This is a genomic window from Sodalis sp. RH14, assembly GCF_047324285.1.
In the GTDB taxonomy this organism is placed as follows: Bacteria; Pseudomonadota; Gammaproteobacteria; order Enterobacterales; family Enterobacteriaceae; genus Acerihabitans.
In genome coordinates, this window is the sequence record NZ_CP178739.1 from 2587032 (window position 1) to 2611084 (window position 24053).

Annotated in this window: 20 protein-coding genes; 5 read left to right on the plus strand and 15 right to left on the minus strand. The window is 58.1% G+C overall.

Translation table 11 applies throughout. The annotated features are described in order from the left end of the window. Positions 1-52: 52 nt before the first annotated feature. From ACL2XQ_RS11855 to ACL2XQ_RS11885, 7 genes are all read right to left on the minus strand, one after another. Positions 53-1066 carry a Zn-dependent oxidoreductase gene (locus ACL2XQ_RS11855; protein ID WP_410014707.1) on the minus strand — a complete coding sequence of 338 codons (1014 nt, stop codon included), beginning with the start codon at positions 1064-1066 and terminating at the stop codon, positions 53-55. Positions 1067-1080: 14 nt separating this feature from the next. Further along, entirely contained in the window at positions 1081-2295 is a 1215-nt protein-coding gene (gene manD, locus ACL2XQ_RS11860) for a D-mannonate dehydratase ManD (RefSeq protein WP_331123072.1), read from the minus strand. 187 nt (positions 2296-2482) lie between these two features. Next, complete coding sequence (locus ACL2XQ_RS11865) at positions 2483-3817, minus strand: MFS transporter (RefSeq protein ID WP_413740389.1); 1335 nt, start codon at positions 3815-3817, stop codon at positions 2483-2485. Between the two features lie 190 nt (positions 3818-4007). Beyond that, complete coding sequence (locus ACL2XQ_RS11870) at positions 4008-5309, minus strand: anaerobic C4-dicarboxylate transporter (RefSeq protein WP_413723027.1); 1302 nt, start codon at positions 5307-5309, stop codon at positions 4008-4010. 601 nt (positions 5310-5910) lie between these two features. Further along, a complete protein-coding gene (locus ACL2XQ_RS11875) occupies positions 5911-6492 on the minus strand; it encodes a DUF1349 domain-containing protein (protein ID WP_413740390.1) in 582 nt (193 codons plus the stop codon). 66 nt (positions 6493-6558) lie between these two features. Next, positions 6559-7434: an EamA family transporter gene (locus ACL2XQ_RS11880; protein ID WP_410014710.1), complete on the minus strand. Its 876-nt coding sequence runs from the start codon at positions 7432-7434 to the stop codon at positions 6559-6561. Between the two features lie 68 nt (positions 7435-7502). Then, entirely contained in the window at positions 7503-8258 is a 756-nt protein-coding gene (locus ACL2XQ_RS11885) for a DUF2461 domain-containing protein (protein WP_413740391.1), read from the minus strand. A 483-nt stretch (positions 8259-8741) separates the two neighbouring features. On the opposite strand from ACL2XQ_RS11885, the gene ACL2XQ_RS11890 reads away from it, so the two are divergent. Beyond that, a complete protein-coding gene (locus ACL2XQ_RS11890; protein ID WP_410014712.1) occupies positions 8742-10196 on the plus strand; it encodes a DASS family sodium-coupled anion symporter in 1455 nt (484 codons plus the stop codon). 81 nt (positions 10197-10277) lie between these two features. Here ACL2XQ_RS11890 and ACL2XQ_RS11895 read toward each other — a convergent pair whose 3' ends face one another. The 3 genes from ACL2XQ_RS11895 to ACL2XQ_RS11905 form a co-directional block, all read right to left on the minus strand. Then, positions 10278-11708, minus strand: a complete 1431-nt coding sequence (locus ACL2XQ_RS11895) for an EmmdR/YeeO family multidrug/toxin efflux MATE transporter (protein WP_410014713.1) — start codon at positions 11706-11708, stop codon at positions 10278-10280. Positions 11709-11818: 110 nt separating this feature from the next. Continuing rightward, complete coding sequence (locus tag ACL2XQ_RS11900) at positions 11819-12715, minus strand: Kdo hydroxylase family protein (RefSeq protein ID WP_413740392.1); 897 nt, start codon at positions 12713-12715, stop codon at positions 11819-11821. Positions 12716-13082: 367 nt separating this feature from the next. Next, positions 13083-14000, minus strand: a complete 918-nt coding sequence (locus ACL2XQ_RS11905; RefSeq protein WP_413740393.1) for an alpha/beta fold hydrolase — start codon at positions 13998-14000, stop codon at positions 13083-13085. Positions 14001-14611: 611 nt separating this feature from the next. Here ACL2XQ_RS11905 and dmsA point away from each other — a divergent pair. Genes dmsA through ACL2XQ_RS11920 form a run of 3 tightly spaced genes read left to right on the plus strand, consistent with a single transcriptional unit; the run spans position 14612 to position 18558 of the window. Then, on the plus strand, positions 14612-17065 hold the full coding sequence (gene dmsA / locus ACL2XQ_RS11910) for a dimethylsulfoxide reductase subunit A (protein WP_413740394.1): 2454 nt from the start codon (positions 14612-14614) through the stop codon (positions 17063-17065). A 10-nt stretch (positions 17066-17075) separates the two neighbouring features. After that, a complete protein-coding gene (locus ACL2XQ_RS11915) occupies positions 17076-17696 on the plus strand; it encodes a DMSO/selenate family reductase complex B subunit (RefSeq protein ID WP_413723023.1) in 621 nt (206 codons plus the stop codon). 1 nt (position 17697) lies between these two features. After that, a complete protein-coding gene (locus tag ACL2XQ_RS11920) occupies positions 17698-18558 on the plus strand; it encodes a DmsC/YnfH family molybdoenzyme membrane anchor subunit (RefSeq protein WP_413723022.1) in 861 nt (286 codons plus the stop codon). A gap of 126 nt (positions 18559-18684) precedes the next feature. Here the strand turns inward: ACL2XQ_RS11920 and ACL2XQ_RS11925 are convergent, their stop codons facing one another. After that, positions 18685-19485: an inositol monophosphatase family protein gene (locus ACL2XQ_RS11925; RefSeq protein WP_413723021.1), complete on the minus strand. Its 801-nt coding sequence runs from the start codon at positions 19483-19485 to the stop codon at positions 18685-18687. 243 nt (positions 19486-19728) lie between these two features. Between ACL2XQ_RS11925 and ACL2XQ_RS11930 the strand changes: the two genes are divergently transcribed. After that, positions 19729-20055: an NIPSNAP family protein gene (locus tag ACL2XQ_RS11930; RefSeq protein WP_410014720.1), complete on the plus strand. Its 327-nt coding sequence runs from the start codon at positions 19729-19731 to the stop codon at positions 20053-20055. A 105-nt stretch (positions 20056-20160) separates the two neighbouring features. On the opposite strand, the gene ACL2XQ_RS11935 is transcribed toward ACL2XQ_RS11930, so the two are convergent. The 4 genes from ACL2XQ_RS11935 to ACL2XQ_RS11950 form a co-directional block, all read right to left on the minus strand. Then, positions 20161-21015 carry a LysR family transcriptional regulator gene (locus ACL2XQ_RS11935; RefSeq protein WP_413723020.1) on the minus strand — a complete coding sequence of 285 codons (855 nt, stop codon included), beginning with the start codon at positions 21013-21015 and terminating at the stop codon, positions 20161-20163. A gap of 101 nt (positions 21016-21116) precedes the next feature. Next, the gene (locus ACL2XQ_RS11940) at positions 21117-21833 is read right to left on the minus strand and encodes a DUF554 domain-containing protein (protein ID WP_413723019.1); all 717 of its coding nucleotides are present in this window, start codon (positions 21831-21833) and stop codon (positions 21117-21119) included. A 33-nt stretch (positions 21834-21866) separates the two neighbouring features. Beyond that, positions 21867-22442 (minus strand): UbiX family flavin prenyltransferase, encoded by a 576-nt coding sequence (locus tag ACL2XQ_RS11945; RefSeq protein ID WP_410014723.1) that lies wholly within the window; start codon positions 22440-22442, stop codon positions 21867-21869. Positions 22443-22456: 14 nt separating this feature from the next. Continuing rightward, complete coding sequence (locus ACL2XQ_RS11950; protein WP_410014724.1) at positions 22457-23953, minus strand: UbiD family decarboxylase; 1497 nt, start codon at positions 23951-23953, stop codon at positions 22457-22459. Between the last annotated feature and the right edge of the window lie 100 nt (positions 23954-24053).

Consider the following 24053-nt stretch of genomic DNA (forward strand, 5'->3'; position numbering starts at 1 on the left):
TGAAAAAGGAACAGCGCGGCGATGGCCGGGGGCCATCGCCTGGATCACCACATCAGAATTTCAAGATGACCTTGCAGCAATGGCGCTGATCTTTCTCGAATATCGTCAATGCGGCTTCCACTTCCGCTGCGTCCATATAATGGGTAATCAATTTGGCCACATCGATCTTGCCCTGCACCATCCACTCGATAACCTGGGGAAAACGGTGGCTGTTCAGGCGCGAGGTGAAAATAGAGATTTCCTTACTGGTGATGCTCTGCTGCGTCACGCTGCTCGCCTCGCCGGAAAATCCCAGCAGGCCGATGCGCGCCGCCGGCGAGGCGAGATTGACCGCCTCCTGCAGGATGGCGGGGTGGCAGGCGGCATCAATCACCAGCGTCGGCCGGATGCCCTGTTGCGCCAGCGCGTCCTGCAAGGACAGGCCGGTATTGTTGATCACCTGGTCGGCGCCGCTGTCCAGCGCCATCTCAAGACGTTCCGCGATGCGGTCGGCGACGATTACCCGGCTGACACCATACACCCCTTTCAGCACCTGTACAGCGGTCAGGCCCATCGGTCCGGCGCCATACACCAGCGCCACGTCGCGCGGCGTGGGCTGCAAAAAGGCGGTAATATTGGCGGCGATGGTAAACGGCTCCACCATGCTGGCCACCTGGTCCGGTATTTCCGCCGGGATGACGTAGGCATTTTCAGCCGGCGCGCAGGCGTATTCGCTAAAGCCGCCGTCGCGGTGCACGCCGATAACCGACAGTTCGGTACACACATTCGGCCGTCCCACCGAGCAGGGATAGCAATGGCCGCAGCTGACGACCGGATCGACCGCCACCCGTTCGCCGATACGGCCCGCGTCCACGCCCGCGCCCACCGCGTCGATTTCGCCGAAAAACTCATGGCCGATAACCCGGGGATATTTGGCGAAAGGGTTGTGTCCATGGTAAATGTGCACATCGGAGCCGCAGATGCCGGCATATTTTACCCGCACGCGCACTTCACCGGCGGCGGGTTGCGGGATCGCGCGCTGCTGGATCGCCAATTTGCCGGGTTGTTCGATAACTACGCTGTTCATCGCCGCTTCTCCTGTTACCAGTTCCACAAGGTGCCGTCTTCCAGACGCGCCACCGGTAAATGGGCCGGTTCATAGGGGTATTTCGCCGCCAGTTTTTCATCGAATTCGATGCCCAGCCCCGGCTTGTCGCCCGGATGCATATAACCGTCGTCAAACGTCCAGTTATGCGGGAACACTTCCAGCATCTGTTCGCTATACCCCATATATTCCTGCACGCCGAAGTTAGGCACCCACAGGTCAAAATGCAGCGCCGCCGCCATGCAGACCGGCGAAAGGTCGGATGGGCCGTGCGAGCCGGTGCGCACCTGGTAAAGCGAGGCGAAATCCGCAATCCGGCGCATGCCGGTAATGCCGCCCGCATGGGTAATGGTGGTGCGGATATAGTCGATCAGCTGCTCTTCGATAAGCTGTTTACAATCCCAGATACTGTTGAAGACTTCGCCCACCGCAATCGGCGTCACGGTGTGCTGGCGGATCAGGCGGAAACTGGACTGGTTCTCCGCCGGCGTAGGATCTTCCATCCAGAACAGGCGGTAGGGCTCGACGCTTTTACCGAAGCGGGCGGCTTCGATGGGCGTCAGGCGATGGTGCATATCGTGCAGCAGGTGTTCATTAAAGCCGAATTTCTCACGCACCGCCGCGAACAGCTGCGGGGTAAAATCGAGGTATTTTTCCGTCGACCACAGCTGCTCTTCCGGCCAGCTGCCCTTGGTGGCCGGCTCGTAGGCCAGGCCTTTGCCCTTGGCCATGCCGTAGGTGGTTTTCATGCCGGGCACGCCGCACTGCACGCGAATGGCCTTGAAGCCCATTTCCTGATGTTTGGCGTAATCGTCCAGCACTTCGTCTATAGTATGGCCGGTGGTATGGCAGTACACCATGACGCCGGTACGCGACGCGCCGCCCAACAGCTGGTATAGCGGCATATTCGCGGCCTTGGCCTTAATGTCCCACAGCGCCATATCCACGGCGGAAATGGCGGACATGGTCACCGGCCCGCGCCGCCAGTAGGCGCCTTTATAAAAGAATTGCCAGATATCCTCGATTTGATGGGCGTCGCGGCCGATCAACTGCGGACAGACATGGTCCTTAAGATAGGAGGCTACCGGCAGTTCGCGGCCATTAAGCGTGGCGTCGCCCAGCCCCGTGAGGCCGTCGTCGGTGGTGATTTTCAACGTCACAAAATTTCTGCCGGGGCAGGTGACAAAGACTTCCGCTTTTACAATTTTCATCAATATGACCCTTAGCAACAAACAGGTTGACCACTAATCAATGCATACTACCATACAAGTTACGTTAAGGTATTTTTGCTACATTGATCACATTTTTACGTTTATCTCGCCCTATCCCTCATTCGCCGGGGCGCTATGCCCGCCAACGCCGTGCTACAACACGCACGTGCTAACGCGGGCCCCCCGCTTAATGCCTGGTCCAGTCCTGGTATTCTTGCTTGCGCCGCAGCGGCGCCGTCTCCGGCATCAGCGCCAGGCCTATTACCGACGCCACCCCCAGCACCGTGACATACATCGCCAGACCGTAATAATGCCCGCCGGTGACCTGCAATATTTTTACCGCCACCAGGCCGAGCACGCCGCTGCCGATCAACGAGCCGATTTGCCAAATAAGGGCGATGCCGCTGCAGCGGATATGGGTTGGGAACAGTTCGGGGAAAAAAGACGCCTGCGGCGCGTAGCACATGCTATGCCCAAGGGTCAGCACCAGTATCATCACCAACTGCGTCAGCCAGAAACTGTCCTGGTTAATGGCCAGGAAAAACGGCACGATCATAATCACCTGCAGCAGCGCGCCCGCCATATAAACGGGTTTGCGCCCCAGGCGATCCGACAGATGCCCCATTAGCGGGATGGCGGGGATCTCCAGCGCCACGGCGATAATCATGGTTTCCATCAGCAGGTTGGTACTGAGATTATTGGCCTTGACGTAGGCCAGCACAATCACGGTAAACATGGCGAAGACGCAGGCTTCAATCAGCTTCGCGCACACCCCCTTGACGACGATGCCGGGAAAGTCGCGGATCACTTCCATGACCGGACGCGACTCCACGGCTTTGGTGGCGCGGATTTTAGCGAACACCGGCGACTCGTCGATACGCAGGCGGATAAACAGCCCCACCACCACCAGCAGCAGGCTGAGCAGGAACGGAATGCGCCAGCCGAAGCTCATCATCTGCTCGGGGGACAGGGCGGCGTTCAGCGCGGCAAACAACGCCAGCGGCAATAAAAAGCCCAGCGGCGCGCCGATTTGCACCCAGCTGGCAAAAAAGCCGCGCCGGGCGGGCTGTGAATACTCGGCGGTCATCAGCACCGCTCCCGCCTGTTCGCCGCCGACGCCGAACCCCTGCAATATACGGATTAGGATCAGCAGCACCGGCGCCCAAACGCCGATTTTCTCATAGGTGGGCAGCAGGCCGATGCAAAACGTACCGAGACCGACGATCAAAATGGTGATCACCAGCGCTTTCTTGCGCCCGACTTTATCGCCGATATGGCCGAAGACGATGCCGCCGACGGGGCGCGCCAAAAAGCCCACCGCATAGGTGGCGAAGGCCGCCAGGGTGCTGACCAGCGGGTCGTTGCTGGGAAAAAACAGATGACCGAAAAACAGCACCGCGGCGGTGCCGTAGGCAAAAAAATCATAATATTCCGCCGCCGTGCCGATGGCCGACGCGCTGGCAACGCGGCGTATCAACGACCGTGAGTCTTTTTCGCTGAGCGTTTCTGTCTGAGTCGCCATGTTTTCACCTTTCAGTAGGGGGAGGTCATGCCGGAGGGAATGCAACAGGAAAAATAGTTCTGAACCAACTACCATACAAGTAATAAATGGTCATTTTTCAGCGGCGATCACATTTTTAGCCAAAACCGCCGCCATGGCGTGCACTCATCAGCAGGAAAGGGAAAGCGGCCCCATGCCGGGGCCGGGGGGGTTAAAGAATAAGGCTGCCGAGCAGGAAACCGAACACCACCGAGAAGGTGACGCCCAGGGTGCCGGGAATAAAGAACGGATGGTTAAAGACAAACCGGCCAATACGGGTGGTGCCGGTATCGTCCATCTGTACCGCCGCCACCAGGGTAGGATAGGTCGGCAGGATAAACAGCCCCGAGACAGCGGCAAACGACGCCACCACGGTCAGGGGCGAGACGTTCAGCGCCAGCGCCATCGGCATCAGCGCCTTGGCGGTGGCGGCCTGCGAATACAGTAGTGCGGAGCAGAAAAAGAAAATCACCGCCAGCAGCCAGGGATGGCCCTGGATAACGCCGCCCGCCGTCGTTTTGATCCAATCCAAATTGGCCTGGACAAACGTATCGCCCAGCCAGGCCACGCCCAGGATACAGATACAGGCGCTCATTCCCGCCTTAAAGGTGCTGGAATTGATCACCGCTTCGGTGGCGACGGCGCAGGTGAGGGTAATCAGGGTGGCGACGCTGAGCATAATGATAAGGATGGCGCTGGTGGTGGTCATGACCGGGGTTGCCACCAGGCCGAGGCCGGGACTGTTGATAATGGCGTAGGCGACGACGCCCAGCACGCCGGCAAGGAACAGCAGCACCGATATTTTCGCCCGCGGCTTGATCTGCGTCACCTGGTTGCCGCGCAGGGCGACCAGGCCGTCCTCAAGCCGTTTCAGATAAACCGGGTCATCGGACAGCCTGGCGTTAAACAGTCTCCCGACCAGCAGCGACATCAGCACCACGCCGCAAAAGGTGGAGGGAATGACCACCGACAACAGGTGGATATAGCTCACGCCATGGCTTTCCATCACGGACGACATATACACCACCGCCGCGGATATCGGCGAGGCGGTAATGGCGATTTGCGCGGAGACCACCGCGGTGGAGAGGGGACGGCAGGGTTTAATGCCCTGTTCCTTGGCCACTTCCGCAATCACCGGCAGGGCGGAAAGCGAAATATTGCCGGTGCCGGCAAACAGGGTCAGGAAATAGGTCACCACCGGCGCCAGCAGCGTAATGTGCCGGGGGTTTTTACGCAGTATTTTTTCCGTTTGCTGTACCAGGTAATCCATGCCGCCGGCGACCTGCATGGCGGCGATGGCGGCGATAACCGCCATGATGATGGAGATGACGTCGAACGGGATGCTGCCGGGTTTAACCCCGATCATCGCCAGGACCAGCACGCCGAGGCCGCCGGCAAAGCCGATGCCGATACCGCCCAGGCGGGCGCCGAGGAAAATAGCCAGTAAGACAATGATAAGTTCGACCGCTAGCATAACCGGCCTCCCCGTGGCAGGGGCCTGATCCCTATCGCCGCCGGTCTTATCCCGCCAGGAGAAGAGAGACTGTCATGGAAAAATACCGGAAAGACCTGAAGTGTGAAGCAAATAGGGCCGCTGGGACGAGCGTTTAACATGCAAATCTCCTTTTAAGCATCGTATTGACGAGCAGATCGGTAAAAATAGGGCTATTGGCTGTATTTCCAAACGGATCAACCACGATTATTATTTCTGGCCCAATCATATGCTGTTTTTCCGGCAATACATGTCGCCAGATCACTATCCACGGTCGTGAAAACGACAGAATGTGATATCTGCGATTATTCTCACAAATCCTTCAGAATTATCGCGCCCGTCTAGGGTAAGTTCAGGCATTACCGGCAACGGACAGCGGCTGGCGGGTGTGATGGCGATGTGCGGTATAGGGCTGAAAAAATCCCAACGGTGCGCCGGCGTTACCGGATGGGGGGACGCTGTAGGTTACCGTGCAACAGTATGGCGCTAAGCCGGATACGGTCAGCTCCCTGGAGAGCAGGGTCCGCATTGCAGTGAAAGGGTTTTCCGCGCGGGGTTGGGCCGGCGGGGAGGGCGGTGCGGGTTATGTCAAATCGTGCAGGTCTTTCGCCTGCGGCTTGCCGAGGCGGATATCGTCGAAGGCGACTGTCAGCCCCGCGCGTTCCGGCGTGCAGCACATCACGCCGGCGAACCAGGGCGGCGCGGACGGAAACGGGCAAAGGCGCAGCAGCGGCCAGTATTTCCCGTCGGCGGAATATTGCAGCCGCACGCAGCCGTCGGCGAGCGTCAGACGCAGCCAAAAACAGCCGGCGTCGCCCGCGAACGGCATGCTTGACCAGTCGGAGTCCGGCGCGGTCAGCACGCTGCCCATCATCGGCTGGTCGTCGGTATATTCGATCCCCGCTTTCAGCCAATGCCTATGGTCCTTAAGCACCATCAGGCCGGCCTGATCGTATAACCGGCGATAATCGCCGCGCACGCGCGCCTGCAATGTGAAATCCGCGCGCATATCGCAGCCGAACACATGGCCGGAATGACGCTGGAATCCGTACCAGGTCCGTTGCCAGAAATCCGTCTTGCCGTTGGTCGCCACCCGCAGCACCGACCCGTTCAGGGCCCATTGATCCGGCTCGTTCAACCAGCGCCAGCCTGAAAAATCCATCATCGCCTCTCCCTGGGTTATTGTCCGCAGAAAAGAGTAGCCGACGTCCTTGATACGCGCAAATTAAGCCTAGGTCACCACGGTTTCGACGCTGCCGCGCGCGGTGATGGCGCTGCCCATGCCCGCCGTAATGGAAAATACGACGGCGATAATCTGGGTCGGCGTCAGGGTTTCCGACAGCATGACAAAGGCCACCAGCGCCGCGACGGCCGGCTCCATGCTGACCAGGATACCGAAGGCCTTATGCGGCAGCCGCTTTAAAGCGGCCATTTCCAGCGTCATCGGCAGAGAACTGGAGAGCAGGGCGATAAGCAGCCCCATGGCCAGCAGGTCGGGACGGGTAAGGATGGCGCCGGCATCCATCATGCCCACCGGCAAGGTGACCATCGAGGCGAACACCAGGCCGACGGCCACGGTTTGGCCCGAGTGCAGGTGGCTGACGGTCTTGCCGAACACAATATACAGCGCCCAGCATAACGCGGCGGCCAGCGCAAACAGCACGCCGGACAGCGGCAGCCCGCTGTCGTTGCCGCGCAGCGGCAACAGCAGCAGAACGCCGGTAACGGCCAGGGCTATCCAAATAAAATCGCTGAGTTTGCGGGAATACAGTACGGTAACGGCCAGGGGGCCGACAAATTCAATCGCCACCGCCAGGCCGAACGGGATGCTTTCGAGGGCGAGATAAAAGCACAGGTTCATCATCCCAAGCGTCAGGCCGTAAAGGGCGATGGATTGATATTCGCGCAAGGTGATTGACGCCCGCCAGGGACGCCACAGCAACATCAGGACGATGGCGGAAAACCCCGTCCTGAGCGCGGTGGTGCCGGTGGCGCCGATCAGGGGAAACAGCAGCGCCTTGGCAAGCGAGGAACCGATGCTGAGCGACAATATGGAACCCAATACCAACAGAAAGGGAATCAGTCTGGCGGCGGCGGAGGATGACATGAGACCTTCCCTTTAATGTGATGATTTAACCCGGTGACAGGCGCCAGTTATCTTCCGTGCGCGGCGGTTCAGAGATCTTCCAGCGGCACCTGTTTGAGGGTTTCCACGCGCATCAGCAGCGCGTACAGCGGCTGCAGGCGGGTAAAATCCCGCATCAGCCGCGCAGCCAGCGCCGGTGAAAACAGGGAGGCGATATTATTATCCGTCGTCATCACGGCAAAGGATTTGCGATTGTACCAGCTCGCCAGCGCCGGATCCTGGTCTTTGATAAGCGGGCGTTTATAGCTTTCGCCGGCCAGCGCAAACGGCGCGCGCGCGCAGGCGGCGGCGCGGGCAAACTCTTCCGGCTGGCGCAGCATCAGGTGGCGAAAACGGTCCATGGTGGCTTTGCTGGCGGAGTAATAGCCCAGGCCATAATGAAAAAAATCGGGGGTGATTTCGAAAAAAAACACCGGCGCGTCGGTCCATTCCTTTGAATGGCGTTTAAAGGTCAGCCACATCCGATTGCGAAACAGCGATTTATCGCGGGAAAACCGGGTATCGCGATACATGCGCGACAGCGTTTTGCCCACCGCCGGGCGCGTTTCGACCTTGTCGTCGATGGCCAGCATCGCCGGGGCAAGATCCTCCACCAGGGCGCGAAACGGGGCCAGCAGATGACGCTGATACTCCCCGCGATGAGACTCGAACCACTCCTTGCTGTTTTCCTTGACCACCTGTTGCAGAAATTCCAGCCCGGTGGGCGTAAAACCCTGGAAAGAAGACGACGGCACTGTGACGACCTTAATGTGATTGGGACGGTTTCCCGCGGTTGCTATAGCCATTGTGGCGAGTCGGTCCTGACCTTTCAACCGGATTTTCGCCTGACGGCGTCCGCGGGGATAACGCGATTGGCGCCATGGCCGGCGGATAAATGCCATGGACGGGAAATAATGCGTTAAACATTGTTACAATAAAAAATGAAATTTCCCTGAGGATAGGCAAAATCAGGCGCATCACCCAAAAAGGGTTGATATAGATCAACCTAACCTGCGCGCCGTTTTTTTCTCTTTTTAATTAAAATAAGATTGCATTACTATGTTTGGCAACGTCCTGAAAGGCCTCAGCATGATCCGGCCACGGCAGTATTCAGGAAACAATTTAATAAACCGGATTGACGCATTTTATCAATAACATTTTCTACCCTGTTCAATGAACGATTTAAGGGTGGGTCGTGTTCCGTTCAAATAAGAATTATTCACAATGAAATCATTTTTTAAAATTGATTTCACTCTCGTCAACCTAACGCAAATATAGGAAGAGTTCCGGTGAAGATAAAAACGTCTTATGGCCTGAGCTGGCTGCCCCTGGTGGTGATTGTCGCCATCGCGCTGGCGCTGTGGCCGCTTACGCCGCCAACCGGCCTCAGCGCGGCCGCCTGGCATTCCGCGGTGATTTTTGTCGCCACCATCGTCGCCATCGTCGCTAACGTCCTGCCCATCGGCGCGATTGGCATTATCAGCATCACTATTTTTGCCCTGACGTATGCGGCGGGTGATAAAACCGCCAGCGGCGCCATCGTGACGGCCCTCAGCGAGCTGAACAGTTCGCTTATCTGGCTTATCGTGGTCGCGTTCATGATTGCGCGCGGGTTTATCAAGACCGGGCTTGGGCGGCGCGTGGCGTTGATGCTGATTCGCCTGTTGGGCAAGCGCACCCTCGGCCTGGCCTACGGGCTGGCGTTTGCCGACCTGCTGCTGGCGCCGGCCATGCCCAGCAACACCGCGCGCTGCGGCGGGGTGATCTATCCCATCGCCGATTCCCTGGCGCGCAGTTTTAATTCGCACCCGGACGATGCCTCGCGCAGCAAGATCGGCACCTTCCTTATCGTGTGCATCGGCAATGTCAACGATATTACCTCGGCGCTGTTTATGACCGCGTATACCGGCAATCTGCTGGCGGTCAAACTGGCGGCCAACGCCGGCATCCATATCACCTGGTTCGGCTGGTTTATGGCCGCGCTGCTGCCCTGCGTGGTGTCGCTGCTTATCGTCCCGCCCTGCATTTATTATCTGGTTCGCCCGGAGATCAAAAAAACCCCGGACGCGCCGGTATTCGCCGCCGCCGAGCTGGAAAAAATGGGGCCGCTGGGCAAGGGCGAATGGTTAATGCTGGCAACGGTGCTGCTGCTGCTGGTGCTGTGGATTTTTGGCACCTGGCTTGGCATCGACCCCACCACCGCGTCCTTTGTCGGCCTGTCCTTTTTGCTGTTGACCGGTGTCCTGACCTGGGAAGAGATTAAAAGCGAGAAGGGCGCCTGGGATACGCTGGTGTGGTTCGCCGCGCTGCTGATGATGGCCAACCAGCTGAAAAATCTGGGGTTCACCACTTGGTTCGGCGATCTGATCGGCACCAATATCGGCCACCTTATGGCCGGGACCAGCTGGGTCTGGGTACTGCTGCTGCTGAACGCCGCCTATCTTTATACGCATTATTTTTTCGCCAGCGGCAACGCGCAGATTGCGGCGCTGTACGCGGTATTCCTGGCCGTCGGCATGACGCTCGGCATTCCGGTGCTGCCCATGGCCTTTATGCTGGCGTTTACCAGCAGCCTGTATTGTTCCCTAACCCAGTATACCCATGCGCGCGGTCCCATCCTGTTTGGCGCCGGCTATGTGCCGACCCGTGTCTGGTGGCGCACCGGTTTTGTGGTCAGCGTGATCAACCAGATTATTTTTATGGGCGTGGGCCTGACCTGGTGGCGGGTGCTGGGGCTGTATTAATCCGCATCCAGGGCTTATCCCGGCATTGCCCTAGGGGCGCCGGGATAGTATTTTCCCGGCGCAAACCCCACCGGGCGCGCGTCAGGAGGTCGAGCGGAGTTTAGGGTATTTTTTCAGCCAGCGGCCGCTGGCCAGGCGCCAGTAGAAAAACAGGCCGCGCACAATCCAGTCCAGGAACATTCCCAGCCAAATGCCCACCACGCCGAAACCCAGCACGATCCCAAGCGTATATCCCGCCACGATGCGGCATCCCCACATGCCAAGCATGGATATCCACATGGTGAAACGCGCGTCGCGCGCGCCCTTCAGCCCCGCAGGCAAGACCCATGACGCGGCCCAGAACGGCATAAACGCGGCGTTAAGCCAGACCAGTATTTTCACCACGTGGATAACATCCTCCTCGCGGGTATAAAACGCGGCCAGCAGACCGGCGAACGGCACCGAGAGGAAGGCGATCAGCGATAATCCCAGGGTGGACAGCCAGAAGATATGCTTCAACTGGCGTTCCGCCTGGCCACGCTGGCGTTTTCCCAAACGCGTGCCGACAATAATGGTCGCGGCGGACCCCAACGCATTGCCGGGCAAATTGATCAGGGAAGCGATGGAAAAAGCGATGAAATTGCCGGCAATCACATCGGTGCCCATACCCGCCACGAACACCTGGGTCAGCAGCTTGCCGCCGTTAAACAGCACTGATTCAATACTGGCGGGAATACCGATGCCCAGCACTTCCTTCAGGATGCTGGTGTCCAGCCGGTAAAAATAGCTCTTCAGCGAAATTTTCAGCGCCGGGTTAAACCCGATCATCAGTACGTAAATTACCGCCGCCGCGCCGATATAGCGGGTGATGGTCAGTCCCAGGCCGGCGCCGATAAACCCTAGTCCCGGCCATGAAAACACGCCGTAAATCAGGATAGTGCTGATAATAATATTGAGGATATTCATCCCGCCGTTGATAAGCATCGGGATCTTGGTATTGCCCGCGCCGCGCAGCGCGCCGCTGCCGATAAGCGCGATGGCGGCGGCCGGATAGCTCCAGGCGGTGATTTTCAGGTAGCTTAACGCCAGGGCTTTCACCTGCGGCGCGGCGCTGCCGGCGATCACATCGATAATCGCCTGGCCGTAGAATTCGATACCCAGCGCCAGCAGCACGGCGATCACCGTCATCAGCGCCAGCGATTGCCTGGTGGCGGCGCGTGCCCGCTGGGGATTGAGTTTCCCCAGGCTGAACGCCACCACCACCGTGGTGCCCAGATCCACGGCGGCGAAAAACGCGATGATCACCATGTTAAAACTGTCGGCCAGGCCCACGCCGGCCATGGCTTCCTTGCCCAGCCAACTGACCAGGAACGTGCTCAACACCCCCATCAGCAAGACGCACATATTTTCGAACAGGATCGGCACCGCGAGCGGGGTGATTTCTCGCCAGAACAGCACCCGATAGGAATGCCGTTTGGGATACCACGCCGTACGCTCGATGGCGTGCCGCAACGCTACTGTGATGTTTTGCAAGATAGTTCCAGCTGTAGAAAAAGACGGGCGCTTTACTTGATGATGGTAAAAGACCTGTGAATTTGCAAAGTCTTTTTAATCAGCAGATGTGACGGGCGCTGACGCCCGGGCTAGATGAGGGATTCGTGCACGAGGGATTGCAACACGCTTAACGGTGCCCGCCTGGGATCGCGCATGGCGGACAACGGCAGCATAAAAGTCTGTTCAAGCAGGAATTGTCCGTCCATCGCCGCGTGGGGCGTTTGATCGGAAAAACAGATCCAGGTGCTGCCCGGCGGGAATGCCATCACCAACTGCGGGCCGTCGCGCTGATAGTCCGTATCGGCTTTCATGGCGTCATGCAATTGCAGCATCAGATGATCGTAACGGCTGCGGCGTGTTTGGGTGATGCCAACGGCGTTTAGCCACCAGCTTGCCAAAGGGGAATAGCGCCTGAGCCGCGGCAGAAAACGCTGCGCCAGCGGGGGGAAGGGCTCGCCGATGCGCCAGGTACGGCTTATGCCATAAGGATTGATATTGGTGAAAACGCGCAGTATGCGCTCGCCGCGGTTGGGTCGTGAAGGAAAGGCGTCCACGTGCAGGCGACTATCATCCTTGCGCCAGGAGGCCCTGGCGCGCCAGTCGGTGACCTGATGCAGCCGCAGGGTACCGGCCGGGCTGTGGCAGGCGTCAAGGTAGGCCGGCAGCAATGACGCCATCAGGGCGCGGCAGTCCTGATAATAACGCTGCAGCAGTTGCCGCGCCGCCGGACGCTGCTCCGGCGCCGCCACGCCGTCCAGCCGGTCGCGATCGGGCCGATAGCTGATATTTTTGCGTTCCGGCTCCAGCAGGACGGGATCGAGCAAGGCCTCTTCTTGCGGGGTTAATATAAAAGACAAGCGGGGTAAATACAGAATTTTGCCCTCTTCCAGCGCCGCGACGACGGCGGACGCGTCTGGCCGGTCAAGGTGCCATTGCTGGTAAGGCAGCGTCATCACGGCAAGCTCATAGGCTATTGGGTTCGGCATAATAATTCCTGATATAAACGGAGGATCCGGTTATTTTTTTCGGCGGTCATTGCGACTGGATAATACTTTTATCCAACATTACTATTATTTAGAAATATATTTCGGGAGCCGGAGCAATAATTTGCCAAGTTATTAATTGAATAATTATAATCGTAAATGAGACAAGGAAATAAACAGTCGCCAAATAAGCACCAGATAAATTTATGTTTTACCGCGCTCGCCATCACGCCACGCGGCGTGGAATGACAGGGTAACCAGACCAGTGAAAAATCGCTATGATGGTTACGGTCACCCTTATTAATGTATAACTTCCCGGCGATATATCATTTTAATTAATGCCGTATCCGTCATGCAATAAACCGCGCCGTTACAGGTTCAGTAAATCCACGATGGCGTCCACTACGGCCTGCGGCGCTTCCTGGGGAATATTATGCCCGATGCCCGCTAACAGGCGCCGTTGATAATAGGCGGAAAATTTATCGCGATCGGGATCGGCGGCGCCCGGCGCGCCGGTGTCGAGACCCGCGCCCACGCCGTCGTCAAGACCGCATAGCGAAATGGTGGGCACCGCGATAACCGGCAGGCGTTGTAACCGATCCTCGATCGGCTGCAGTAGGGGATCTCCCGCCATATAGCCGTACCGGTGGCGGTAGGAATGGATCACCACCTCGACAAAATCCGGGTTGTCGAATGAGGCGGCGGTGCGCGCGTAGGCGGCGTCGGTAAAATGCCAGGAAGGCGACCATAACCGCCACAGCAGGCGGCAAAATGCCGCCCGGTTGGCCGTCAGTCCGGCGCGGCCGCGCGGGGTATGGAAATAATATTGGTACCAGTACCGGTGCTCCGCCTCGGGATCCTGCGGCGCGGCTGAAGCGGCGATATCCTGGATATTGTAACCGCCCGCGCTGACCAGGGCCGTCACCCTGGCGGGCCAAAGAGCGGCGAGGATACAGGCCGCGCGCCCGCCCCAGTCATAGCCCGCCAGGACGGCCTTCTCCAGCGACAGCGCGTCCATCATATCCAGCAGATCACGGGCCAGGGCGGCCTGCTGCCCCGAGCGCATGACGCCGTCGTTGATAAACCGGGTGGGGCCGTAGCCGCGCAGATAAGGCACCATCACCCGGTAGCCCCGCGCGACCAGCCCAGGCGCCACGTCATCATAGGCGCGCGGATCGTAGGGAAAGCCATGCAGTAAAATCACCGCCGCGCCGTCCCGCGGACCATATTCCTCATAAGCCAGGTCGAGCATGGGGGTGCGCACGTGCCTTGTCGCGAGAAGTTTCATCAGGGCGCTCCTGTGGTGTATGCCGCAAGGTGATAAGTCAGTATAGAACGGTTGGCAACCGGCGATGATCATCCGTCGTGCTTCGTAATGCGAAATAACATGCGAGTGATTAGTATTTATATTTTATCGCCAGGGGGAGAGCGTTATACCCATAACGGACTTGTTTTTTTAAAAATCTGGCGGGTCGTTTTATTCTTTATTTCGCTTATGGTGGGCCGGGTGCGCCGGCGATATTTTTCGCCATGGGGAGAAAGAACGTCTTTATTCTCCCCGTTGTACGGTCAATAGGGCGAAAATCTGTGCGCAAACTCATATTTTAATTCTTTAATGAATAAATATTATTTAAATCCAAGGAGGGATTTAATAAATAACTAATTGAATTTTACGTATTAATTAATTAAAAAAGTGTTATATAAAATTATATATATCGGTTTTATTGATGCCGGACAATACCCCTGTCTATCCTAAGGGTAATCTCATTGCGAGGATGATTATGCCGCAATGAATTTCCGCCGCGCTTTCTGTGTTCGGTGGCATTTTATGCGTGGCGAGACTGTTCCGGATTGATGTCATCGTTAAACAGGGATTTGAGATCTTCAGGGTGAATTATCATGAAAAGCGAAAATAATAATACTTTACTAAATATCCCCCTAACCCGGCGAAATCTGGTGAAAGATAGCGCAGTGTGCGGACTGGCGCTGGCCGCCGGCGGCGTGGCGCTGCCGTTCAGCCGCCAGGCCCGGGCCGACGGAGATCCGGCAACCCTACCCCCGTCCCCCGCCGCGGAAAAAATCGTCTGGAGCGCCTGTACGGTAAACTGCGGCAGCCGTTGTCCGCTGCGCATGCATGTGGCCGATGGCGAAATCACATATGTGGAAACCGATAATACCGGCAATGACGTGTATGGGGATCTGCACCAGGTACGCGCCTGCCTGCGCGGGCGGTCGATGCGACGCCGGGTCTATAATCCCGATCGGCTGAAATACCCGATGCTGCGGATAGGGCAACGTGGTGAAGGCAAATTCAAACGCATCAGCTGGGACGAGGCGTTCGGTTTAATCAGCGCTAACCTTAAGCGCATTATTAAGGATTATGGCAACGAGGCCATTTACCTGAATTACGGCACCGGCACGCTCGGCGGCACCATGACCCGCTCCTGGCCGCCGGGGAAAACGCTGATTGCCCGCCTGATGAACTGCTGCGGCGGCTATCTGAACCATTATGGCGACTACAGTTCGGCGCAAATCGCGGCGGGATTGAACTATACCTACGGCGGCTGGGCGGAAGGCAACAGCCCGACCGATATCGTTAATAGCAAGCTGGTGGTGATGTTCGGCAATAATCCCGGTGAAACCCGTATGAGCGGCGGCGGGGTGACCTATTTGCTGGAGCAGGCGCGCGAACAGTCCAATACCCGCATGGTGGTTATCGATCCCCGGTATACCGATACCGCCGCCGGCCGCGAAGACGAGTGGCTGCCCATCCGGCCGGGCACGGACGCCGCGCTGGCTTCTGCGCTGGCTTATGTGCTTATTAGCGAAAATCTGGTGGACCAGCCCTTCCTGGATAAATACTGCGTCGGTTATGACGAAAAAACACTGCCTGCCGGCGCGCCGGCCAACGGCCATTATAAAGCTTATATCCTGGGCCAAGGCCAGGACGGGACGGCGAAGACCCCGGCCTGGGGCGCCGCCATCACCGGCATCCCCGCCGCGCGCATCATCCAGCTGGCACGGGAAATCGGCAGCGCCAAGCCGGCCTATATCTGCCAGGGGTGGGGGCCGCAGCGCCACGCCAACGGCGAGACGACCACCCGCGCCATCGCAATGCTGGCCATCCTGACCGGCAACGTCGGCATCAGCGGCGGCAACAGCGGCGCCCGCGAAGGGTCCTATGAAATCCCCTTTGTCCGTATGCCGACGCTGGAAAACCCGGTAAAAACCAGTATTTCCATGTTCTTATGGACCGATGCCATCGTGCGCGCCACCGAGATGACCGCGACCCGCGACGGGGTACGCGGCAAGGACAAGCTTGACGTCCCGATTAAATTTATCTGGAATTACGCCGGCAACTGCCTGATCAATCAACACTCCGACATCAACCGTACCCATGACATCCTGCAGGATGACAAGAAATGCGAGATGATTGTGGTGATCGATAACCATATGACCTCGTCGGCCCAATATGCCGATCTGGTGCTGCCGGATTGTACGGCGTCGGAGCAAATGGATTTTTGTCTGGACGCGTCAAGCGGTGATATGGGGTACGTGATTTTTGCCAGCCAGGCTATCAAGCCGCGGTTCGAATGCAAGAATATCTACGATATGACCAGCGAAATCGCCCGCCGCATGGGGGTCGAGCAGCAGTTTACCGAAGGGCGCACGCAGGAAGAGTGGCTGCGTTATCTTTATCAGCAGTCGCGGCTGGCCGTTCCGGCGCTGCCGGAATTTGAACAGCTCCAGGCCCAGGGCATATTCAAGCAGCGCGATCCGGACGGCCATTTCGTGGCTTATAAAGCCTTTCGCGCCGATCCGGCGGCCAATCCGCTCACCACGCCCTCTGGTAAAATTGAAATCTATTCCGCCGCGCTGGCAACGCTGGCGGCTACCTGGCAGCTGTCACCCGGCGATGAAATCAACCCGCTGCCCGTCTATAGCCCGGGTTTTGAAAACTACGATGATGCGCTGAATAAAAAATACCCCTTGCAGCTGACCGGGTTTCACTACAAGGCGCGCACCCATTCAACCTACGGCAATATCGCTATTTTAAAGGCCGCGAACCCGCAGGAAATCTGGATAAATCCCCTTGATGCGCAAGCGCGCGGGATCAAAGACGGCGACATTATCCGCATATTCAACGACCGGGGGGAGGTGAGGATCAATGCCAGAGTCACGCCGCGCATGATGCCCGGGGTAGTGGGTTTGGGCGAGGGCGCCTGGTATGCGCCGGACGGGAATCGTATCGACCATGCCGGCAGCATTAACGTGCTGACCACGCAGCGCCCTTCTCCGCTGGCCAAGGGTAATCCTTCGCATACCAATTTGGTGGAAGTTGTCCGACTTTAAGGAGTAGTCCATGTCGACACAATATGGATTTTATATTGATTCAAGTCGTTGCACCGGCTGCAAGACCTGCGAAATGGCCTGCAAAGACTATAAAAATCTGGCGCCGGACGTCAGTTTTCGCCGCATTTATGAATATGCCGGCGGCACATGGCGGCAGGAAGCGGACGGCAGCTGGCAGCAGAACGTCTTTAGCTATTATCTCTCCATTGCCTGTAATCATTGCGAGGATCCGGCCTGCGTCAAGGTCTGCCCGAGCGGGGCCATGCATAAGCGCGATGACGGCCTGGTGGTGGTTAACGAGGATGTCTGCATCGGCTGCCGCTACTGCGCCATGGCCTGTCCCTACGGCGCGCCGCAGTATAATGAGGCGAAAGGGCATATGACCAAGTGCGATGGCTGCCAGGAGCGTTTGGCCGTCGGTCTGAAACCGGTCTGTGTCGAATCCTGTCCCTTGCGGGCGCTCGACTTCGGTCCCATTGAGGATCTGCGCCGGCAACACGGTACGCTGGCTCAGCTGGCGCCGTTGCCGCAGGCTCGCTACACCAAGCCTAACATTGTGCTTAAGCCTAACGCCAATAGCCGTCCTTGCGACGATACCACCGGCTATCTGGCTAATCCGAGGGAGGTGTAATATGGGTACGGGATGGCAGGAATGGCCCCTGATTTGGTTTACGGTGCTGGGGCAGTGTGTGGTGGGCGGGTTTATCGTCATGGGGCTGGCGCGGATGGCCGGCCATTACGATGCCGGGCAGCATCTGCGGCTGCATCGCTGGATGAGCGTTCTCTGGCTGCTGATGGGCCTGGCGTTTCTGGCGTCGGTGCTGCACCTGGGCACGCCGCTGCGGGCGCTTAATTCGCTCAATCGGCTGGGTTCGTCGGGACTCAGTAATGAAATCGCCGCCGGGTCGCTGTTTTTCGCCGCGGGCGGCCTCTACTGGCTGCTGACGGTGACCGGCAGGATGCCGCGCGCGCTGGGCAAGGCGTGGCTGGGTCTTGCCATGGCGCTGGGCCTGGTATTTGTCTATGCCATGACCCGGGTTTACCGGATTGATACCGTACCCACCTGGAATAACGGCTATACCGCGCTGAATTTCTTTCTGACGGTGCTCATCGGCGGGCCGCTGCTGGGCGCGCTATTGCTGCGGGCCGCCGGGATCGAGATCCGCCGCCGCCGGATGCTGGTTACGCTTAGCATCGCGGCGTTGCTTGTCAGTATGGGGGCTGCCGTCATGCAGGCGGCCGGACTGGCGGCAATACAGAGTTCAGTGCAGCAGTCCGCCGCGCTGGTGCCCTGGTACGGCGAACTGATGGCGCTGCGGCTGGCGCTGGTCGTCCTTGGCCTGGGCTGCTGGGTCTGGCCGATGCTGCGGCGCGTCAACAGCGGCGTCGCCGGTCTGGCGCTGGGTTTTGCCTTGGTGGTGGCGGGAGAACTGGTGGCCCGCGGGGTATTTTATGGATTGCATATGACCGTCGGCATGGCTGTTGCCGGTTAGCGTGCAAAACGGCTTATTCGGCCGGGGTGCTGCATTCCCGGCCAGGCGAATGCGCACGCTACCCTTAGGCCGTCATCGCCGATACCCGTTTCATGAGCTGGGCGTGCCGCGCTGGCGCCCATCGCCTCAGGACTGATCAATAAGCGCCAGCAATTGCCGATAAACGGCCGGATTGGCCATCAGCACCGCATTACCGTTCATCAACCCCTGGTTATGCATAAAATCATTCGTCACGCCGCCGGCCTCGCGCACCATAACGATGCCCGGCAGGCTGTCCCAGGCGTTCATATGGGGTTCGTAATAGCCGATCAGCCGGCCGGCCGCCACATAGGACGTCATCAACGCGCCGGACCCGTTGCGGATAAACATGCCGCCGGCGCGCAGCAGGTTGCCGATAAAAGGCGTAAACACCCCGGGGGCGACCCGGCCCGAGGTCCCCACGCCCACCAGGCCGTCGCGCACCGCTTGGCCGCCGTGTACCCGCAGCGGCGTATCGTTGACAAAGGCGCCTTTGCCGGCGCAGGCGTGGAAGATTTCATCGTGGTTGGGATCGCAGACCACGCCGATGATGGGTTCGCCCTGGATAACCACCCCGATGGCAACGCACCAGGTATGCAGTCCGTTGAGAAAAGCGCTGGTGCCGTCTATCGGATCGACCACCCAGGTACAAGACGCGGTTTGGCCGCCGCCGGTTTCCTCGCCGAGAAAGCCATCCTGCGGGAACCTGGCGGTGATGGCCTGGTGGATAAGGGCCTCCACGGCGCGGTCGGCAATGCTGACCACATCCTGCAAATCCCCGCCCTTATGCTCCACGTCCAGCCGGTGGCGCTGCTGATAAAAGGCAAACGCGCGGCGGGCGCCGGTTTTCGCCAGTTCACAGGCAAAACGGTAGCGTTCGTCAATATCCTGCTGAGTGACTATGTCCATTTCCGCCTCAATATTATTATCTCGTCTCTCGTCGTCTACCGGCCCTTGCCGGGCGGCGGGGCTGGCAGCAATGATGATATACGCAGGCGCATCACATCACATCCAGATGACGGCAATATGACCCGCGGGATGTCCTGACCCTTTACCGGCCGGCGCATTTGCCCGATGATGTCATCCCCGGTTGCGATTCGCCGGCGCTACCCGCTACCGCCGCCGGGGAAACCCCTCTAACGGAGAAAATACATGATTGTTGAGATGCGTGTTTATCATTGCCTTCCCGGCCGCCTGCCGGCACTTCAGGACCGCTTTAGGAATACCACGCTGGCTTTATTTGCCCAGTACGGTATCGAGCCGATAGGTTTCTGGACCACCCTCATCGGCCCCAGCAACCATAGCCTGACCTATTTGCTGAAGTGGGACAGCCTGGCCGATCGCGAGGTCCGCTGGAGCGCCTTCCAGGCGGATACGGCGTGGATAGCCAAGCGTACGGCCAGCGAGGCGGATAAACCTATTGTCGAACGTATTGAAAATTCCTTTTTAACGCCAACGGACTTTTCCGCTCTTCGCTGACAAGACGACACTCCGGCCCGGTGCGGATTAACATGCGCAGTTTATGCGGTCCGTGCCGGGCTGGCCGCGGAAAGGAGTGCCGGCGGCGGTGAGCGCTATAAAGAATCAGGGAATAAGAGAATTTTTGGCGGTATTCAGTGTGACGATAGCGGGTTGATAGATTTGGATATCCTGGATGATGTCGAAGGAGAAATACTGTCCGTCCCGGCTGGGGACAAACTCTGAATCAGGTATAAACGCCGCGCCCTCCAGACCCGCATTGAGCAGATCCAGAATCAGCCGCGGCTCGGACACCTTCATCAGGATATTCACTTCCTCAATCTCCGCGTAGAGTTTATTCAGCAAGAATTCATAGGTTCCCTCGCCGTCGATACGGTGATGCAATATCAGCGGCAGCTTGCCGATGTCGGATAAATTAACGCGCTTGCCGGCGAACGGGCGGGAAAATGAGGCTGATAATACGGCGATAAGTTTTACCGGCGCCAGTTCGCGCACATAAAAAGAGCTGCATTCCCTGGGGCTTTGGATCAGCGCGATATCCAGCGCCTTTTGCGCCAATAACGCTTCAAGATGGCTGGAATCTGAGACCAGTACGTTAATATCCCAGTCAGGCTGCCGCTGGTAAAAATCCAGCAGGGTTTGGTTAAAATAACGCAAATACAAATAGGATACGCCGATTTTGACCACTCTTTTTTGCCGGGTGGCGATAGCGATGGTCTGTTTTTTCAGCGCGTTAACCTGGCTTAACACCTCGCAGGAATGGCGGTAAAGAAAGGCGCCCGCCTCGGTGAGCAGCATTTTTTTCGGGGTGCGGATAAACAGCGGCGAACCGATTTCCGCCTCCAGCTCGTGCAGCCTTTTGCCCAGCGGCGGTTGGGCGATATTCAGCAGCATGGCCGCCTTGCTGATCGATCCCTGCTCGGCGATAGCGCAAAAATACCGCAGCCTTTTCAGGTCCATTCTACTCTCCCGGTGCCCCCTGACGTGAGCACAGCATAACAGTAAATCCCGGTACCGCTAAGATGCGCCGCGGTATTTGCGTCAGGGGGATGGCCTGGCGATCAGTGAATAAACAGGGTCCAGAAATGGGAAATGGGCAGCACCAGCACCAGCGCCGGTAAGAGATTTCCCACCGGGAACGATTTAATGCCGGCAATACGAAACCCGGTGGCCAGCATGATAAATCCGCCGGCGGCGGTAAAGTCGCCCATCATTTCAGGGGTGGTGTGCGGCATAATCAGCACGGCGGCCGAGGCGATGCACAGCTGGATAACTAACTGCGGCACGGCAATCAGGGCGACGGCGTAACCCAGCACGGTGGCGAAAATCGCCGCGGTGAATATATCCATGATGGATTTAACGAACAGGATATTGGCGTCGTGGGTCATGCCTTCGGTCATGGCGCCGATAATACCGGTGCCGCTGGCGCAAAACAGCACCAGGATCGCCACGAATTTTTCGGTGAATACCGCCGGATCCAGCTTGCCGTCATCCGCTGAAAAACGATTGGCAATGCCTTTGGCGATATTACCCATCATGCCGATACGTCTTTCCAGATAAACCAGCTCGCCGATGGCCGCGCCCACGATAAGCGATAATATCACCACCGGCAGGCTGTGGATTTTGACAATAAGCGCGATACCCAGCCCCATGGAGGAGAGACCGAAGGTCAGCGGTAAGGCAATGCGCAGCCGCTCGGGGATTTTGTCGCCAAAAAATGCGCCGACAATACCGCCCGCCAAAACGGCGCAGCCGTTGACGAATGGACCAATTAACATCAATTATTCCTTAGAATGAAGACTATTTCCGCATCAGCCGCGCGGGATTTCGCCCCAGCGTTTAAGATTGCCGACGTCCAGACCGAATAAATCCAGCGCGCGGGCGGCGCTGTGACGGACGATATCGTCCACGCTTTGCGGGGCCTGGTAAAAGGCGGGAACGGGAGGGAATATTATCCCGCCCATTTCCGTTACCGATTGCATGTTTTTCAGATGGGTAAGATGCAGGGGGGTTTCCCTGACCATCAGCACCAGCCTGCGCCGCTCTTTTAAAATCACATCGGCGGCCCGGGTCAGAAGATTGCCGGCCAGTCCATGGGCAATCGCGGCGAGACTGTTCATTGAACAGGGCGCGATTATCATGCCGAGCGTTGTAAACGAGCCGCTGGCTATCGCGGCGCCCAGATTGGTTACGCTGTGCACTTCATCCGCCAGTTTCACCACCTCCTGGCGCTCATAGGTCGTTTCGAGCGCCCTGGTGGCTTCCGCTCCTTTGCTGATGACCAGATGCACTTCAATATCCTGTTCATGTAGCAGCTCCAGCACTTTCATGCCGTACTGGAACCCGGAAGCCCCGCTGATGCCTACGATAATGCGCCGCTTACTCATCTTAACAACTCGGTTTATTTAAAATCAGGCAGAAATTTCCGCACGTCGACTTTTTTGAATTTGGAACGGACAAAGTGCGATTTCAGATGAAAGGGTACCGTGCAGTCAAAAATGGTTTTACAGGATACGCCCTGCTGCGAAATGCTCGGGCTGTATTCCGGCACCTGCGACGGGTCCAGGGGGTGGCAACGCACGCCGGGGATAAAGATGGTATCGACGTCGCCCTGATAGCGGGTCTGCATCGCCCACAGGATATCGTCGGTATCAAAGATATCGACATCCTCATCGACCAGGATGACGTGCTTGAGTTCCGAAAACGCGGCGAAGGCCAGCAGCGCCGCCTGCCGTTGCCGGCCTTCGTCAACCGGCGAGGCTTTTTTGCATTGCAGCACCGCCAGCAGCTTGCCGCCGCCGGAGGTGTGGGCATGCACGTTCAGCACCCGCCCCGGCATGGCCCGTTCAATCATATCCAGGATACTGGCCTCGGTGGGAATGCCCGCCATGCTGACATGCTCGCCGCTGGGACCGAGGGTGGTTTGCAGGATCGGGTGTTTTCGGTAGGTGACCGCCTTGACCTTGATAACCGGCAGCGCCGCCTTGGCTTCGCCGGTATAACCGGGGAATTCGGGCATGGCTTTACCGGTATGGGTGTTCTGGTCTTCCCGCACGCGTACGTTGGGCAACAGTTCGCCTTCGATAACAATTTCGGCGTGCGCGATGGCGCGCTCGTCGATGGTCAGGCAATTGACCAGCTCGACGGCTTTGCCGCGCAGCGCGCCGGCGATACTGAGTTCGTTAAAGCCAAGCGGGGTGGTGGGCGGCTCGAAGCAGGCGGCGATTTCGATGGCGGGATCGACGCCGATGCTGATGGAAATCGGCAGCGCCTGTCCCAGCCGTTCGGCTTTTTCACGGAAGGCGTCGATATGCCGGCCCGGCGTCAGCCACATGGACAGTTCGTCGCGGCTTTGAATGCAAAGACGATGAATGGTGATATCGGATTGTTTGGTTTCCGGGTCGGAGGCGTAGCATAACCCCATGGTGAAATACGGGCCGGCATCCTCTTCGGTATTGGTCGGCGCCGGTAATAATGTCCGCAGGTCAAACGCCGGATCCGAGGCGAGATGGACCACTTCCTGGCATACCGCCTTTTCCTTGCCGACCACGACCGGCGCTATGGCGTTGGCTACCGATTCCTTTAACAGGAAACCCAATCTTTCCGGTGCGCAGTTAAGCAGATGGCCCACGCGTTCGCGGGTAGACATCAGGCCGGTCACCACGCGCACGCCGGGGAATCCCTTAATGGTATTGAACATCATCGCCGGCCCTTTGCGTGTCGGGCGCTGGCAGGTGCCGCCCGCGCCGACGTAGCGATAGACGCCGGATAATTCAGCCTCGGGATCGACCTCGACATCGGTGCTGACGAATTCACCGGCAATCGTTTCCAGCAGGGCGATGGCCGACCGGAGATCCTGTACGGGTTGCCGATCGGTGTTAGGGTTCTGTTCTGACATTTTTCCTCCGAAAAGACAGTGATATACATCCTGCGAAGACTATATCCCCGGCCACGTAATGGATAAAGTACCGTTTATATTCAGCCGGTAAACCTTTTTG